This window comes from Psychrobacter sp. ANT_WB68 (assembly GCF_008369115.1).
Taxonomy (GTDB): Bacteria; Pseudomonadota; Gammaproteobacteria; order Pseudomonadales; family Moraxellaceae; genus Psychrobacter.
Genome location: NZ_VOAZ01000002.1, coordinates 461,105 through 476,622, shown reverse-complemented (window position 1 = coordinate 476,622; position 15,518 = coordinate 461,105). Strand labels below are relative to the sequence as shown.

Below are 15,518 nucleotides of genomic sequence, written 5' to 3'. Positions count from 1 at the left end.
ATGAGCGACTAAAAGATAATCATTAAATATCACAGAGAACCTTTAAATAGCTTGAGTGCACAGCCACTCTATGACTATAGAGTATTCTCTTTACTTTATACCAACTTTAGTCTGCAATATAAGCGCAATACCACACACAATAACCGCCTAGACACTCAATACAGGAATGAGTTAAATTCATACTGTTTGTTAGCGACATATTGTTAAGTGGCATGTTTTTAGACATTATTTTTAAGATGACCTAATAGCTGAGGCAATACTAGCCCAGTATTTTTTTAACTTGATTTGTATAACTCTGTATAAATTAGATACTTACTTTTTATGTTCCACAGATAGGAATGAGGAAACAGTTATGATTACTTTTAATAAAACCGCGACTTTAACAGCGACGTTAGCGGCGGCACTGGCGTTAAGCGCTTGCCAAAGCACGCCTTCTTCACCGGTTATCCAGCGTGCTAACTCTCTTTATGAAACCACTGGCATTGCTGATACCAAAGTAAAAGCGCAGCAAAATGCGATCAACAGCGCACAAAAAACCTGCGGAAACAAGCAGGTCATTATCGTCGAGGATAACGTAAAATATAATGGTATTTTAAATGAGCAAACTGGTCGTATGATTGGGCAAGCAGGTGCAGTCATCGGTTCAATCTTTGGTACTGGCTCACCAGACTTGTCACGTAAAGATGATTATGAGTATATGATTAATTTCCGTTGCCAATAATATTATTAAGAACATGGCTGCTATTTAGCCTTTAGCCAATAAGTCAGCGATAAGATAGTATATTAATCGCTGACTTATTGGCTTCTCTTTTTGTACAGACACTTTTGGGGTAAACTACCCTATCTAATGTTTAGCACATCGCCATCAGTCTACAAATAACCAGACTATAAATATACAACTATAAGCAGCCGTTTTTAAAACTCCTCACCTTTGGTCTATTATTATGCGCAAACCCAACCTGTCACATACTAAACAAGCTAAGGTATTAACGCCTGCCAAAGATTTAGCAACCTTGGAGGCCGAACTGGCTGAGCAAGAAAATAGTCTCGAAGTCAATTTAGAAGATACGGTCTTGCGCCTTAGTGATTATTTGTCAGCAGTTGACATGGTTATTAAACAGACCTTTAATCACCGGGTATGGGTCAAAGCAGAAATTCGTAATCTGTCTAGCAAAGGTGGGCATTATTATTTTGAGCTGGCAGAAAAAGATGACGAGGGTAAAGTTATTGCTAGCTGCCGCGGTAACCTTTGGCGCTTTAAAGCGGCACGCGTCTTGGCAAAGTTTGAGCGCGCAACTGGCATGCCCCTTGACCGTGATTTGACCGTATTGCTCAAAGTATCGGCAGGCTTCCATGCGCAATATGGATTCTCTCTTACCATTGAAGATATTGACCCCAGCTATACTTTAGGCGATTTGGCACGGCAATATGCGGAGATGGTTGATCGCTTGACGGGAGAAGGGTTATTAAACCTGAATCAGCAGTGGCCTACCCCATTTGATATCGAGCATGTGTTGGTCATTGCTCCTGAAAAAGCTGCAGGATTGGGAGATTTTCAAGCCGATGCTGATCGCTTAGCTCGCACAGGTGCCTGTCATTTCCATTATCATAACGCCACGTTTCAGGGCAATCATGCTCCAAGCGAAATCCGTCAAGCCATCGTCAGCGCCCAGCAGCAGTTTTTTGACACTTATCAGCGCCTGCCAGATTTATTGGTCATTATCCGTGGCGGCGGTGCCGTTGGTGATTTGGCGTATCTCAATGACTATGAACTTGCTGCTCTCGTTGCCGAGCAACCTGTACCCGTCTGGGTCGGCATTGGGCATGAGCGTGACAAAGTTATCTTGGATGAAGTCGCACACACTAGCTTTGATACCCCATCAAAAGTGATTGCGGCTATCATGGCACATTTAGCACAGCTTGTTACTCAGACGATGCAATACCAAGCACACATTAAACAAGCCGCCAAGCACCAACTAAGCAGCGCTGAGCAACAAACAGCGCGTCAGTTAAGCCACATACAATCGCAAACGATTGGCCAATTAACCGCATTACAAAAAGACAGTGACTATGCGTGGCGTAGTATTCAGCAAAGCGCTCAGCGCCAAGTAAAGCAAGCAGCCAGACTAACCAGCGATTTGTACGTACAAACTCAAGCTTCTGCTTATCAGCGACTAGCAGTCACCGCTACTGATAGTAAAACTCATCATAAGACGATTATGCAAAGTGCTCAGCAGCAGTTGGCACAAGCACAGCGTGACAGCGAGCATCTGCGGGATATTGTGTTACTGCATCGTCCTTCTCGTGTGCTGAAGCAAGGCTATACCATGCTTACTGATGAAAAAAACAAGCAAATACTGACCAGCAGTGCGCAGCTTTATACTGAGCAAACGGTATATATTGTCTTAAAAGACGGCAAAGCAAAAGCACAGATTATTGACATTAAGATGGATAAGAAGCCCACAGAATTTACAGAAGCTTCAACCTAACCCTATTATAAAACTCCACGATTATTTATTACTTTTACCTTAGATATTAGGAAACCTTATGACAACCCCTACTCGCCGACGTAAAAAAGCCGCCCCAAAAACCTTTAAGGCCGCTTACGATATTCTAAAAACCAATGCTGCTGAACTACAACAACAAGACGAGCCAGATATTGACAATTTAATGACAACGGTTGAAGAGTCGATTGCTGCTTACCGCGTTTGCGAGACTCGCATCAATGCGGTACAGCAAGCACTAGATGCAGCCTTAGCCGAAGAAGATAAAACAGAGCATAGCGACAGCTAAGCCATTTCTATTCGGGTTCATCCACCTCAAATACTTGGCGCAAATAGGCAAGATACGTATCGTTGTTGATCATGGTCTTGCCTGGGCTATCAGACAGCTTAGCAACTGGCTGACCGTTGCATTCAATCAATTTTAGGACGATATTTATCGGTGTGATACCCATGTCATTGGTGAGGTTAGTGCCAATACCAAAGCTGGTTTTTATCTGACCTTTAAAGTATTGATGTAAATCCCAAGCCGTATTCAAATCTAAGCCATCACTAAAGGTTAAAATCTTGGTTCTTGGATCTATTTTAAGCTTTTTATAATGAGCAATCGCCTTGTCACCCCAGATATACGGGTCACCGCTATCATGACGCAGGCCATCGAAAAGCTTGGCAAAATACAAGTCAAAGTCGCGCAAGAATGCATCCATGCCAACCACATCGGTCAGCGCAATACCTAGATCACCACGATATTCATGTACCCATGCTTCAAGCGCGGCTTTTTGCGAATCACGCAAACGCACATCCAACGCCTGAAATGCCTGCATAAACTCATGTGCCATCGTACCAATTGGTGTCATTCCGAGTTTTTTTGCTAAATAAACGTTGGAGGTACCGCTCACGATTTTTGGTTCGGCATGATGCAAAGTCTCAACCACATGAGCTTGCCAAACTTTACTAAAACGTCTACGAGTCCCAAAATCAGCAACGATAAACGGTGGTGTCGGTTTATCACGGCTATAATTTTCTTGTTGTTCTGCATAACGATGCAACAGCGCCACCTTGTCATCCAGACGACGCTGCCCTTCTTCAATCACACTAGCATTTGCCAAAGCATTGAAATACAGCTCATTAACGATCGCGAGTACGAATACTTCAAAGAACATGGCCTGAATCATCGGCCCTTCGATATCTATACATAAACGGCCTTTGTCGTCGATACTAACCTTGATAAAACGACGCTTCAGTTTAAACAATTCAAGGTAGTCAACGAAATCTGAGCGCATAAATCGCAACTTACGTAAATATTCCAACTCATCTTCTAAAAATCGCAACTCACACAAGCTGTCTAGTTGTTTCTCTAGATCGTCTTTGATATCAGCCAATGGATAAAGCGTATCTTCGTTATTGCGGCAGCGGAAACGGTAAACCCCATGTGTCTGCGGAAACTGATGCAGCATTGCCTGTAGCATCGTGAATTTATACAAGTCGTTATCAAGTAAAGAAGTAATAATGGGTTCAAAAGATGTAGATTTCAAAGTATGAGTAACGGTCATGTTACAGCCTTAAATGCAAAAATGAAAAGCCGCCAAACAAATTCAGCGACGGAATGGGTATAGGTATAGGTATAGGTAACTATCAGAATACTGATAATAGAAAACACTAAGATTTTGAGTATAACGAAGTTTGTCTCGTTTTTCATAATTCAACAGCCATAACAGCAAAAATACAACGATAATAAAATCATCCATCGTGTTGTTATCACATTTTTGCTCAACGCATACAGCATAAAAAAGACGCTAAACATATGCTTAACGTCTTTTCATAAGGTTAATTACCAACATTCATAATTAAGGTTTTACAGGCTTAACCAACTTCACTAATGGCGCATAGCCTGACTGCGGCATCACATCGACTGGAATAAACTGTAAGGCACCGCCATTGATGCAATAGCGCAGGCCACCACGATCTTTTGGGCCATCAGGGAAGACATGACCTAAGTGCGAGTCTGCTACCCGTGAACGAACCTCGGTACGCACCATATTAAAGGCCATATCGTCGTGCTGGGTAATCACTTGCATATCAATAGGCTTGGTAAAGCTCGGCCAACCGCAACCGGATTGATATTTATCCGTTGACAAGAATAACGGCTCACCGCTTACAACATCAACATAAATACCAGGCGCAAACAAGTCATCATATTCATGACTAAAAGCGCGCTCAGTACCGGCATCTTGCGTGATATTATATTGCGCTTTGGTCAAGGTATTCTTCAGAGCGCCTTTATCAAAGCCAGCGTAGCGCTTAGGATCTAAAGTTTCAGCGACCGTACTGACAGGTGCAAGCTTAGTGCGCGCTGTGCCCTCAGGCTTATCATCAGCAAGACTTAAGTCCACATGGCAATAACCATTTGGATTTTTTGCCAGATAATCTTGATGGTACATTTCAGCCAAGTAAAAGTTATCCAGCGGCTCATTTTCCACCACAACTTTTTGTTTATACTGACTTTGGACGCGCTTGAGAGCGGCATCAATCACTGCTTTATCTTCTTTGTTGGTGTAATAAACGCCCGAACGATACTGGACACCGCGATCATTGCCTTGTTTGTTTAAGCTGGTTGGATCTATCACGCGCAAGTAGTATTTCAAAATAGTATCGAGATCAGTTTTATCGGCATCATAGGTGACTTTAACCGTCTCGGCATGACCTGAGCCACGAATCACTTGCTCATAACTTGGATTGGCTGTATCACCATTGGCATAGCCTGATACCGCATCGACGACACCTTCAACACGCTCCATATAAGCTTCGACGCCCCAGAAACAGCCGCCAGCCAGATAAATTGAGCGCGTATTAATCGCCTTACCTTTATCGTTATAGTAGACGCCATCTTTTTGCTTGATGGTTTCAATCTTACTGTTACTATCTAATACTTGTGCATTTGCCGGTTTGGCATTACCCGCTTTTAGCTCGGCAAAGTCATTATCAGCATTTTCAGCAAGGGCATAAGCTTGCTCTGCTGACATATTACCTTTTACCAAATGTACCAAGTTGCCTTTTTTATCGAGTATCGCCCAGCTTGGATACACTTGCACTCCAAGCTTATTAATCAGCTCGCCTGAGGCATCAGATAATACGGGCAATTTTGGATAATCAGCTTGCACGCCTGCATACCAACTGCTGAAATCCTTATCTGTTTTTTCATTAAGATGACCAGGGCTTGCCACAGTGACGACATTTAAGTCAGAAAATTTTGGATCAGTACGCCATTTTTCTGTCTCTTCGAGTGTCCCTAGGCAGAGCGGACACCAACTCGCCCAAAATTTAACCAAGGTTGGTTTATTAGGATCAATGACCGCAGAACCTGTTTTGCCCAAACCATTGGTCAATTGCGGCAACGACTGCATTTGCCCAAGCATGTCAGATGGCAACATATCACGTGAGCTTTTTACGCCGCTATTTTTGCTACTTGCATTGGCGCTGCTGCTGGCATTATTATCCGCACTGCTCATTTGCCCACAAGCAACCAATATCCCCGCACTTAGTACCGTCGTTACCCCAAAAGCACTAACGTTTTTTAACCAACGCGCTGCCACACGTGGCGATTCTTGTGCCAAATCACTAGCATTGCTGTTCTCATACTGACGATTTTTTTTATGAGGCATATTATTTTGTTTATCATGTAGCATGATGAGTCCTTTTACGCAGTCTTGCGAGTATACGCTTAGTATTTAACGGAGGCTAAGGGTGTTCAGTAGCGGCTAGTAGAATGAATTCCATTAAAAGTAAATGGGTTGAGAGTCATATATAAGCCAAACACGCTGTATCTAAATAAAGGCAGTCGAACGAAAATAGTGAATCTTACGTAAAAGCCCTGAGAAGCGTATTTGTATGCCAATAGTATGTTTATAGGACAATGCGATAAAGAGAATACCATTATCTGCATTAGACTAACTTAATAGTATACATCGCTAGTGGAGTTTACTTTAATAGTAAATAAGCGGTTGATACACTTTTTTGACAACGCCGTAAGAGTGTTGATATAAAAAATAGATATAGAGAAATGATGGAACCAATAATGAGTGATTAGTCACTTTTATATGAGGATAAATGAAAGGAAAATCAATATCTTTAAGGCAATCAATCCCTTACCTATTGATTGAACGCCTAAAGTCAATTTGATTACACAAGCAAAATTAGAAGAAATGAGTCATAGAACGAAGCCAACGCATGAGTGAATTAACTTTTTGCACGCATAAACTGAGCAACATAATCATCAGCTGGATGATGACGTAAATCACTGGTGGTACCAGTTTGTACCAAACGCCCACCATTTAAAATACTGATGCGCTGACCGACCTTAACCGCTTCATCAATATCATGAGTGATAAAGACGATGGTTTTGTTTAGTCGTGCTTGTAAATCAAGCAACTGATCTTGCAGCTGCGCACGAATAAGTGGATCAAGTGCGGAAAATGCTTCATCCATCAGTAATATCGGGTTGTCGGTTGCCAAAGCACGCGCCAGCCCGACACGCTGCTGCATACCCCCAGACAATTCATCAGGATAACTATTTTCTAGGTTTGGTAGCCCAACTTCATTAAGCCAATATCTTGCAACCTCATGGCGCTCCTTGATACTCATTTTACGCACACGCAAACCATAGGCGACATTTTGCATCACCGTCATATGCGGCACTAAACCAAAATGCTGAAAAACCATGCTGATTGTTTGCTGGCGATAATGCTGTAACTCTTTATCGTTGAGGTCCAAGATATTGATAGTAGAAGATGATTTCTCATTTTCTGTTAGCAATTCATTGTTGGTTGTAACCGCTAAATTAGAAAGCATTTCAGTCGCAGATTCTTTAGCATTAATAGCCGTATCAACCCATATCTTGCCACTGGTCGGATCAATCAAACGATTGATATGGCGTATCAAGGTTGATTTCCCTGAGCCAGACAAGCCCATAATACAATGCAGCTCGCCCGCTTCAATCGCTAGATTGATATCATATAGCCCCACCGAATAGCCCGTTTGCTCTTTAACCGCAATGCTATCCATACCCTCAGCCAGTAACGCCAATGCCGATTGTGCTTGCGAGCTATTGGCATTATAAATCTTGCTGATATTTTCCAATTGAATATGATTCATGATGGTTCTCATTTTGTCTTTATGATTAATAATTAACCAATAGGATGTCTGCCAGCGTCGATGGTTTTTTGCCGAGCACGCTTACCTTGACCAAACGCTTGCGTGATACGGTCAATGATAATAGCAACGATGACAATTGCCGTGCCTGCTTGCAAGCCCTGACCGATATTGAGCGTTTGGATAGACTGCAATACATCTTCACCAAGACCAGGTGCGCCAATCATAGAAGCTAGTACCACCATAGACAGCGACATCATTACCGCTTGGTTAATACCCGCCATGATACTAGGCAGCGCTTGCGGTAATTTGATCCAGATGAGTAGCTGCAAGTGTGTGCTACCAAATGAGCGCCCCGCCTCTACCATCTCATGATTGACTTGCGTAATTCCCAAAGTTGTCAGGCGAATTAGGGGCGGCAAGGCATAAATAATAGTGGCAAATAGCGCAGGCACTTTACCAATCCCAAACAGCATCAGCACCGGTATCAGATAGACAAAGCTTGGCATGGTCTGCATCACATCTAGTATCGGCGTCACAATCTTGCGAAGGATTTTACTACCCGACATAGCAATGCCAATGGGAATACCGACCACTACCGTCACCAACACTGATACGATGAGCAGGGCAAAAGTATCAATCAAAGCGTCCCATAATCCAAATGCACCAATGAGGAATAACCCTGCCCCGCATGCCAGCGCAAACCAAATCTTACGCACACCAAACCATGCCAACACCGTCACAAGCGCAATGATTAACCAAGGCGGAATAACCGTTAATAGACGCTCAATGGGTAGCAACAGATAGGTTAACGCCACCGTACTGATAGTACGGAATACGTCACCGTAGTTTTGAACAGTGCTTGCTAATGTATTATTAAGCGGGGTCTCAAGCGACCAAGAAGGAAAGCTCGACGAGAGGCTAAATGGTTTATCACTGGCTGCACTATTATTACCGACGCCAGTATTAGCAACAGCATCGCCTGTTAGGCTAATACCTAACTTCGCAGCAAGACTGGTGGCTGCTTCATCAGATAACCACGCTTGCCACACGCTCGGATTCTCACGCAAAAACGTTAAGGCTTGCTCATCACCACTGCGCTTACTCTCACTCATCTCTAAGATAGCGCCGTTGAGCTCATCGGAACTAAACTGAACCTTTTTAAAGACATCAGCCAGCTCGGGATTAGACTCAATAAATGGTGTCGATACCGCGATACCTAAAGGAGATACCGGAAATCCAGAGACGCAGTTGGCTGTGCCATCGGCGAGTAGCAAGTCTTGCCAGCAAGCGTCGTCATGATCAGGAAATGCTAATGGTGCAAAGTCATACTTTGCCATCAAGCCCGTGGGCTGCCAGTAGTAAAATAATAGCGGTTTATGCTGTTCAAAAGCAGATGCAATCTCGGCATCAAGCGCCGCACCCGTTCCGGGATGGGCATTGTTAAAAATACTATCCAAACCCGTATTTTTAAGCAGGCGAGTATTAAAAACCTCACACGTCCAACCAGATGGACAGTTCATAAAGCGTGACTTGCTTGGCTCTTCAGGATCTTTAAACAGCTCAGCATACTTGGGTAAATCCTGATAACTGCGTAGACCTGGGTTTTCGTCTAGGACATATTTGGGTACATACCAACCTTGGGTCGCGCCGCCCTTCAGCGTATCGCCGATGACTGCTACTTTATTTTTTGCAATGGCTTGCTCCATGATTGGCGAGCGTCCAACCCACTGCTCTCCAATCACTTGAATATCATTTTGTGACAATGCCGTCTCAAGCGCAGGACCGGCACCCGGCACCTCTTCAATCGTACAATCGTAGCCATCTTCAACGATGTATTTAAGTACCCCAGAGATAAACTGACCGCTCTCCCATGTCAGCGCGCCAAATTTGATGGGTGCGGCGCAAGCTGCGGACGCTGATATCGGCAGCAACAACGTACTCATACACAGTAAACTTAACGCAATCCATTGGCGCATGGGATATCCTATTTATGATTTTTATTATTAGTATTAGTATTAACGCTAAAGTTAATAGCACTGATACCTTAAACTAAAAGCGTATTGCTTATAACAAGCTTCGTTACTGTTGACTAAATTAATTATTACTGGTCTATCTAAAATTGGCACTACAATCGTTTAGGCTTACTACAAAGTGTAGCGATTTATAGATAGGATGACAAATGCTCATTAATTTTAATTGTTGGTTTTTAACGATTGGCTATTAGAGATTAAATTTTAGGCAAAAAAATAGCACCTACCTCAGTAGATACTATTTTTTATAAGGTTGCTTGCTTAACCAAGAACCACTTGAACATTGGTTATTTTAATATCGGCTACTTCAAAAACAGCGCCATGGCTTTTTTAAACAAGCCACCGTATGGCGGTAACAAAATATTCAGTCCATTCAACTTCGATTGTACAAAGACAGGCTTCATATGACTGAGGCGCTCAAAGCCAGCTTTACCGTGGTAAGCGCCCGTACCTGAGTGTCCCACACCGCCAAATGGTAAATCATGCTGTGCCACATGCATAACGACTTCATTGATACAGAGACCACCCGATACGGTGTTATTGCGAACCCGATCTATCTCACTATTATTATCACCAAAGACGTATAGCGCCAATGGGCGTGGACGCTCATTGATAAAACGAATGGCATCATCAAGCGTATCATAGTGCACTAACGGTAAAATCGGTGCAAAAATCTCGTTTTGCATGACATCACTATCAGAGGCAGGTTCACTGACAATCACTGGTGGCATCAATCGACTATCAATATTGGCGTCAGAATCAGTCAGCGGATGAATACCCTCGTCTGCTAAACCATCTAGATAGCCTTTGACGCGTTTAAACTGCTCACCATTGATGATACGTGAATAGTCAGGATTGTCTTCAATATTGGGATAATGTTTTTCCATCCATTCTTTCGCCAGACGAATAAACTCTTCATGATATTGACGCTGAAGCAGCACATAATCAGGTGCAATACAGGTCTGACCAGCATTGAGGGTTTTACCCATCATCACGCGATTGACGGCGTTTTCTAAGTTTGCACCTTCTAAAACAACAACAGGCGACTTACCACCAAGCTCAAGGGTGACCGGCGTTAAATTCGGCGCAGCAGCAGCCATCACCTTTTTGCCTACCGCGGTAGAGCCCGTATACAATAAATGATCAAAGGGCAGTTTGCTAAAGGCTTCAGCAATCTCAACTTCACCAAGTACCACACAAACCATATCGGGTGAAAAATAACGCGAAACGGTTTCTGCAAACGTTTGGGCAAATTGCGGTGCTGCCTCGCTCATTTTAATCATAATGCGATTGCCCGCTGTCAGCGCATCAATCATCGGTCCAACTGCTAAAAATAGCGGGTAATTCCAAGGCACCATAATACCGACCACGCCCAACGGCTGCGGCTGAATCTCATTGTGGGCCGGCATATAAAGCGCTGAAATCGATACACGCTGCGGCTTCATCCATTTTTTACCATTTTTTCTAGCATGACTAATACCAGTAAAGCTTGGAAACAACTCGGCAAATTGGGTCTCTGACTGGCTACGATAACCAAAATCGGCACTAATCGCTTTGGCAAGCAGCTCCTGATTGTCGCTCAGCATTACTTCTAGGTTGTCGAGTTGATTTTCACGAGTTGCCCAATCATTAATTGGCTGATTACGGCTCAAAGTTTGTAGGCGTGAAAATTGCGCCTGCATATCAGCGACTGTCTTAACGATACTAAGCGCTTCGACTGTATGGCTATTTTGGCTTGAGGTTGTGGCTTGCTCATTCTGAGACGGCGCGTCTTGATTATTATCGGTCATTTATCTTCCTTGTCATAGGCGTTAGAGTCGGCACGCTGTAGTAGATTTAAGACTCTGAATACTTGATCGGGGGCTATATATGCCGACCTTATCTTATAGGGCACTTATATATTCGCCGCCAATTAATAGCTTTTAATTAACAGTATTCAATAATGAAGGCAGATGAGATTCCATTCAATACCATTCAACATTATTTTATTTAATGTGGTTTAATGTAGCGCATCGAATAGCTAATGAATAGCCTCTTTGATTGACTACTGAGTTTGTATAAAATACGTGTCAGTTAACGCTTATATTAGAAGTATTCTTCAGCATTTTTACTGTAGCTAAATAGGTTTAACCGATAGCGCAGCGAATGCAAATTTAAATTTGGGCACAAATGCTAAAACTGCTACACTGAATATCAGCAACAGTCACCTTTTTTAAAACCGGATGCTAAGCAGCTAAAATCTAAATATTTAGATTTAAAAAACAGCATGCAAATAGCAATAATCTGAGCCTTCTATTCCTGAATAACAACACCATAAGACAGCCATCCTCATGCAAAACGTCACACAATCACTCAATGACATGCTTATAAGCAAATCACTCTCAGCTGCTGATTATGTACCTACCCTTGATGCCATGCTATCACGGACGTTAGCGCGTATCGCACTCAAAAAAGAGCAAGGTCTACGCACGCCTGACGAGCTATGGCTGGTCGATCATAATGATGTCTATACCCTCGGACAAGCAGGTAAAGAAGAACATATCCTGCAACGTACAGACACCCCTATTATCAAAACAGACCGTGGTGGTCAGGTGACATGGCACGGGCATGGGCAGCTGGTTATCTACTGGTTGTTTGATTTGGACAGTTTGGGCTGGAGTGTGCGCAATATGGTATCGCACGCCGAACAAGCAATTGAAGATGTGATCAATGACTGCTTAAAAAGCCACGCGTCTAATAGTGATTCCATCAGCGCCCATGCCCGCCGTGATGCACCCGGTGTTTATTTATATAGCCATATCAATACTGCCAGCAACGAGAACTCTCAACCACTCTCTAACACACCCGCTGATGACGCCATTATGTTGGGCAAAATCGCGTCTCTTGGTTTTAAAATTAAACATGGTTTTAGCTATCATGGTGTCGCTATTAATTTAGATTGTGATTTATCGGCCTTTAATGCGATTAATCCGTGTGGCTATGCGGGTATGCAAATGCTACGACTGGCTGACTTTGTGACTATGGATGAGGAAACGTGTATGCAAACAGATGAAAACCCATTTCAGCCAATTCCTAATGCTTTAAGTTATGAGCAAGTGACCCAAAAGCTCATCGATAATATTGCCAAGCGTCATGCTGGACACATAAAATTGCGCGCGCTGGCCTCAAAGTAATTCTTTTAAGTCTTTTTTATCTACTGTTTTTCACTACTGTTTTTTGCATAATCCTTTTTTGCATAATATCGTGCACGCTTAGACTTAAGCATTGTGAGAAAATTTGAGTCAAACTTGTTATAATCGCAGGCGGCACAAATTGGGCGCAGCAATCATCCTAGCACGCCAATATTAAACCCTTTATTCTTGAAGTATTCATAACAAAAGTACATTGGAGCAATTTATGGCAGATTTTAATAAAATTTTAGACGCAGGCGACGTCGATGGTGGCATCATTAATGTGGTAGTAGAAATCCCAACCGGCAGCAGCCATAAAATTGAGTGGAATCGCGAGTTGGCCGTATTTGAGCTTGACCGTGTTGATCCACAGATTTTTGCCAAACCTTGTAACTATGGTTTCATCCCGCAAACCCTTGATGAAGATGGCGATGAGTTAGATGCCCTAATCATCACAGAACAGCCTTTACCGACTGGAATTTTCTTAAAGGCAAAAGTCATTGGCGTCATGAAATTCGTTGATGATGGCGAAGTTGATGACAAAATCGTTGTCGTACCTGCTGACGACCGTGATACAGGCAATGCTTACAATAGCCTAGAAGATTTACCAAAGCAGCTAATCAACCAGTTACAATTCCATTTCAGCCACTATAAAGACCTTAAAAAAGCAGGTACCACTGTGGTCGAATCTTGGGGTGACGTAGCAGAAGCTAAAGAAGTCATCAAAGAGTCTATCCAACGCTGGAAAGACCTATAAATTATCCTAGATGATTTAACAAAGCGTCTATCGCAAGATGTTTATTGAAGTACGATAAGCGCCATGAACAATACCGCAGACATCATAATGCTTGCGGTATTTTTTTGCTTGAATTTTGTGGCGATAAAATGGTTATAATAACTTCATCTATCCATTATTACGCTCAAATAAGGACCGTCATGTTTGACTCTGATTCATGCTCAACGCCCGCCAATAAAAAACTGCCAAAAACCGTGATGATGATGGTCGAAAAAGGCAATTTAGTGCAGGCAATTAAAACATTGGCCGCAGATGAAAATATCAGTATGGATGCCGCCAAATCTCGGATAGATGCTTACGAGCTTGCACTGAAGAACAAACAGCAGCAAACACTAATCACTATCGCCAATAAACAAGGTATCCCAAGCCAAGCCTTTAGCTTTGATAGAGAGCAAGTGAAAGAAGAGACAGATCGATTGACAAAGACTCGCGTTAAAACCACACCAACGGAGCAAGGCTTCCAGAGTCTACAAGATGCCGTTGACAGTCAGCTCAATGATTTGGGCTATAAAAAACCAATTATCCCTTATTGGGCGAAGCGAATCTTTATCATTGCTGTGGTTATGGCAGGGCTATTTTGGATAATGTGGCGTGTATTTGGTTAGTCTGTTATAAGTAGCTCCATTATAGCGGTCTATTTTAAGTGGTCTATTAATAGGTTTGAAGAGTGAAATAGCTGGTTCCGCTGGGGTATACCCAAGAAATATTTATTTAATGAGTATTATTTAAAGTTATAGAAGATTTATTTGTTAAGTAGATATATATACTTCATTTAGAATATATAAGTCGCATAAGTAATAGTTTTCATTTAGGATGAATATTAAAGAGCCTAGTCTTATCAGGGATATCAGTTATTGTTATTTTTAAATATGGGTAAGAGAGCTTAAGCCGCTTCACATAATAAAAAGAACTTATTATGCTTTTATTCGATTCTACTTTTAATCATCATAAAGAAATATTTAACTATTCAAATTTAGCCTTAACCTGTCTTTTAGCGCTAGATGACGAAAGAATACCAAACGTCGTGACTTATGTTCTCAATACTTGTAGGAATAATGGCGGCGAAGTAACGCCTGCGCAAGTTAAAGCCGTTCGTAAGTAGAGCTATTGTTCTACATAAAACCACCACCTACATCTGGAGTTTAGCATTATGAGCCGAGGTAATCGCACCATCGAAATCTATCGCTACGACCCTGATAAGGACGCCGCGCCACGTATGCAAAGCTATACGATTGAGTTATTAGATTCAGACCGTATGTTGCTTGATCTATTGATACGCCTTAAAAAACAAGATGAAACCATCACCTTTCGCCGTTCCTGCCGTGAAGGCATTTGCGGATCTGATGGTATGAACATCAATGGTAAAAACGCCTTAGCATGTTTAACTAACATGAATACTTTGCCTGAAAAGATAACTATTCGCCCACTACCAGGCCTACCCGTGGTTCGTGATTTGGTTATCGATATGAACCAGTTCTATGAGCAATATGAAAAAATCCATCCTTTCCTAATCAACGATCAGCCACCACCTCCAACGGAGCGCCTGCAATCACCTGAGCAGCGCGAAAAACTAAATGGTCTCTACGAATGTATTTTATGCGCGTGTTGTTCAACTGCTTGTCCATCATTTTGGTGGAATCCTGATAAATTTTTAGGTCCAGCAGCGCTATTAAACGCTAACCGCTTCGCTGTAGATAGTCGTGATACAGATACTCGAGCACGTTTGTTACGTTTAGAAGATCCTTTCAGTTTATTCCGTTGCCGCGGTATCATGAACTGCGTGGTGTATTGTCCAAAAGGCTTAAACCCTACTAAAGCTATTGGTAACTTGCGTAATATGCTGATTAACCAAGCGGGCTAAGGAGCAAGG

Annotated in this window: 12 protein-coding genes; 7 read left to right on the top strand and 5 right to left on the bottom strand. The window is 42.5% G+C overall.

What is annotated here, in order from left to right; translation table 11 throughout:
• Positions 1-352: 352 nt before the first annotated feature.
• The 3 genes from FQ084_RS07155 to xseB all read left to right on the top strand — a co-directional run bounded on the left by FQ084_RS07155 (position 353) and on the right by xseB (position 2,793).
• Positions 353-721 carry a hypothetical protein gene (locus tag FQ084_RS07155; RefSeq protein WP_149489943.1) on the top strand — a complete coding sequence of 123 codons (369 nt, stop codon included), beginning with the start codon at positions 353-355 and terminating at the stop codon, positions 719-721.
• A gap of 223 nt (positions 722-944) precedes the next feature.
• On the top strand, positions 945-2,489 hold the full coding sequence (xseA, locus tag FQ084_RS07150) for an exodeoxyribonuclease VII large subunit (protein WP_149489942.1): 1,545 nt from the start codon (positions 945-947) through the stop codon (positions 2,487-2,489).
• 58 nt (positions 2,490-2,547) lie between these two features.
• Complete coding sequence (gene xseB, locus FQ084_RS07145) at positions 2,548-2,793, top strand: exodeoxyribonuclease VII small subunit (protein WP_149489941.1); 246 nt, start codon at positions 2,548-2,550, stop codon at positions 2,791-2,793.
• Positions 2,794-2,800: 7 nt separating this feature from the next.
• On the opposite strand, the gene pncB is transcribed toward xseB, so the two are convergent.
• The 5 genes from pncB to FQ084_RS07120 all read right to left on the bottom strand — a co-directional run bounded on the left by pncB (position 2,801) and on the right by FQ084_RS07120 (position 11,472).
• Positions 2,801-4,054 carry a nicotinate phosphoribosyltransferase gene (gene pncB / locus FQ084_RS07140; RefSeq protein WP_149489940.1) on the bottom strand — a complete coding sequence of 418 codons (1,254 nt, stop codon included), beginning with the start codon at positions 4,052-4,054 and terminating at the stop codon, positions 2,801-2,803.
• Between the two features lie 294 nt (positions 4,055-4,348).
• Positions 4,349-6,187 carry a bifunctional peptide-methionine (S)-S-oxide reductase MsrA/peptide-methionine (R)-S-oxide reductase MsrB gene (gene msrAB / locus FQ084_RS07135; RefSeq protein WP_149489939.1) on the bottom strand — a complete coding sequence of 613 codons (1,839 nt, stop codon included), beginning with the start codon at positions 6,185-6,187 and terminating at the stop codon, positions 4,349-4,351.
• A gap of 550 nt (positions 6,188-6,737) precedes the next feature.
• Entirely contained in the window at positions 6,738-7,652 is a 915-nt protein-coding gene (locus FQ084_RS07130; protein ID WP_149489938.1) for an ATP-binding cassette domain-containing protein, read from the bottom strand.
• Positions 7,653-7,684: 32 nt separating this feature from the next.
• Positions 7,685-9,628: a glycine betaine ABC transporter substrate-binding protein gene (locus FQ084_RS07125; protein WP_149489937.1), complete on the bottom strand. Its 1,944-nt coding sequence runs from the start codon at positions 9,626-9,628 to the stop codon at positions 7,685-7,687.
• Positions 9,629-9,984: 356 nt separating this feature from the next.
• On the bottom strand, positions 9,985-11,472 hold the full coding sequence (locus FQ084_RS07120; RefSeq protein WP_149489936.1) for a coniferyl aldehyde dehydrogenase: 1,488 nt from the start codon (positions 11,470-11,472) through the stop codon (positions 9,985-9,987).
• A 540-nt stretch (positions 11,473-12,012) separates the two neighbouring features.
• On the opposite strand from FQ084_RS07120, the gene lipB reads away from it, so the two are divergent.
• The 4 genes from lipB (at position 12,013) to FQ084_RS07095 (ending at position 15,509) form a co-directional block, all read left to right on the top strand.
• Positions 12,013-12,855 carry a lipoyl(octanoyl) transferase LipB gene (lipB, locus tag FQ084_RS07115; RefSeq protein ID WP_149489935.1) on the top strand — a complete coding sequence of 281 codons (843 nt, stop codon included), beginning with the start codon at positions 12,013-12,015 and terminating at the stop codon, positions 12,853-12,855.
• A 223-nt stretch (positions 12,856-13,078) separates the two neighbouring features.
• Positions 13,079-13,609 (top strand): inorganic diphosphatase, encoded by a 531-nt coding sequence (locus FQ084_RS07110; RefSeq protein ID WP_025651820.1) that lies wholly within the window; start codon positions 13,079-13,081, stop codon positions 13,607-13,609.
• A gap of 179 nt (positions 13,610-13,788) precedes the next feature.
• Positions 13,789-14,253: a hypothetical protein gene (locus tag FQ084_RS07105; RefSeq protein WP_149489934.1), complete on the top strand. Its 465-nt coding sequence runs from the start codon at positions 13,789-13,791 to the stop codon at positions 14,251-14,253.
• Between the two features lie 545 nt (positions 14,254-14,798).
• Positions 14,799-15,509: a succinate dehydrogenase iron-sulfur subunit gene (locus tag FQ084_RS07095; RefSeq protein WP_149489932.1), complete on the top strand. Its 711-nt coding sequence runs from the start codon at positions 14,799-14,801 to the stop codon at positions 15,507-15,509.
• The last annotated feature ends 9 nt before the right edge of the window (positions 15,510-15,518 follow it).

What these genes read in the sequence shown, in the direction of transcription:
- FQ084_RS07105 (WP_149489934.1), top strand. Translation starts at nt 13,789, where the DNA reads ATGTTTGACTCTGATTCATGCTCAACGCCCGCCAATAAAAAACTGCCA.
- FQ084_RS07110 (WP_025651820.1), top strand. Translation starts at nt 13,079, where the DNA reads ATGGCAGATTTTAATAAAATTTTAGACGCAGGCGACGTCGATGGTGGC.
- FQ084_RS07130 (WP_149489938.1), bottom strand. Translation starts at nt 7,652, where the DNA reads ATGAATCATATTCAATTGGAAAATATCAGCAAGATTTATAATGCCAAT.
- lipB (WP_149489935.1), top strand. Translation starts at nt 12,013, where the DNA reads ATGCAAAACGTCACACAATCACTCAATGACATGCTTATAAGCAAATCA.
- FQ084_RS07120 (WP_149489936.1), bottom strand. Translation starts at nt 11,472, where the DNA reads ATGACCGATAATAATCAAGACGCGCCGTCTCAGAATGAGCAAGCCACA.
- msrAB (WP_149489939.1), bottom strand. Translation starts at nt 6,187, where the DNA reads ATGCTACATGATAAACAAAATAATATGCCTCATAAAAAAAATCGTCAG.
- xseB (WP_149489941.1), top strand. Translation starts at nt 2,548, where the DNA reads ATGACAACCCCTACTCGCCGACGTAAAAAAGCCGCCCCAAAAACCTTT.
- xseA (WP_149489942.1), top strand. Translation starts at nt 945, where the DNA reads ATGCGCAAACCCAACCTGTCACATACTAAACAAGCTAAGGTATTAACG.
- pncB (WP_149489940.1), bottom strand. Translation starts at nt 4,054, where the DNA reads ATGACCGTTACTCATACTTTGAAATCTACATCTTTTGAACCCATTATT.
- FQ084_RS07095 (WP_149489932.1), top strand. Translation starts at nt 14,799, where the DNA reads ATGAGCCGAGGTAATCGCACCATCGAAATCTATCGCTACGACCCTGAT.
- FQ084_RS07155 (WP_149489943.1), top strand. Translation starts at nt 353, where the DNA reads ATGATTACTTTTAATAAAACCGCGACTTTAACAGCGACGTTAGCGGCG.
- FQ084_RS07125 (WP_149489937.1), bottom strand. Translation starts at nt 9,628, where the DNA reads ATGCGCCAATGGATTGCGTTAAGTTTACTGTGTATGAGTACGTTGTTG.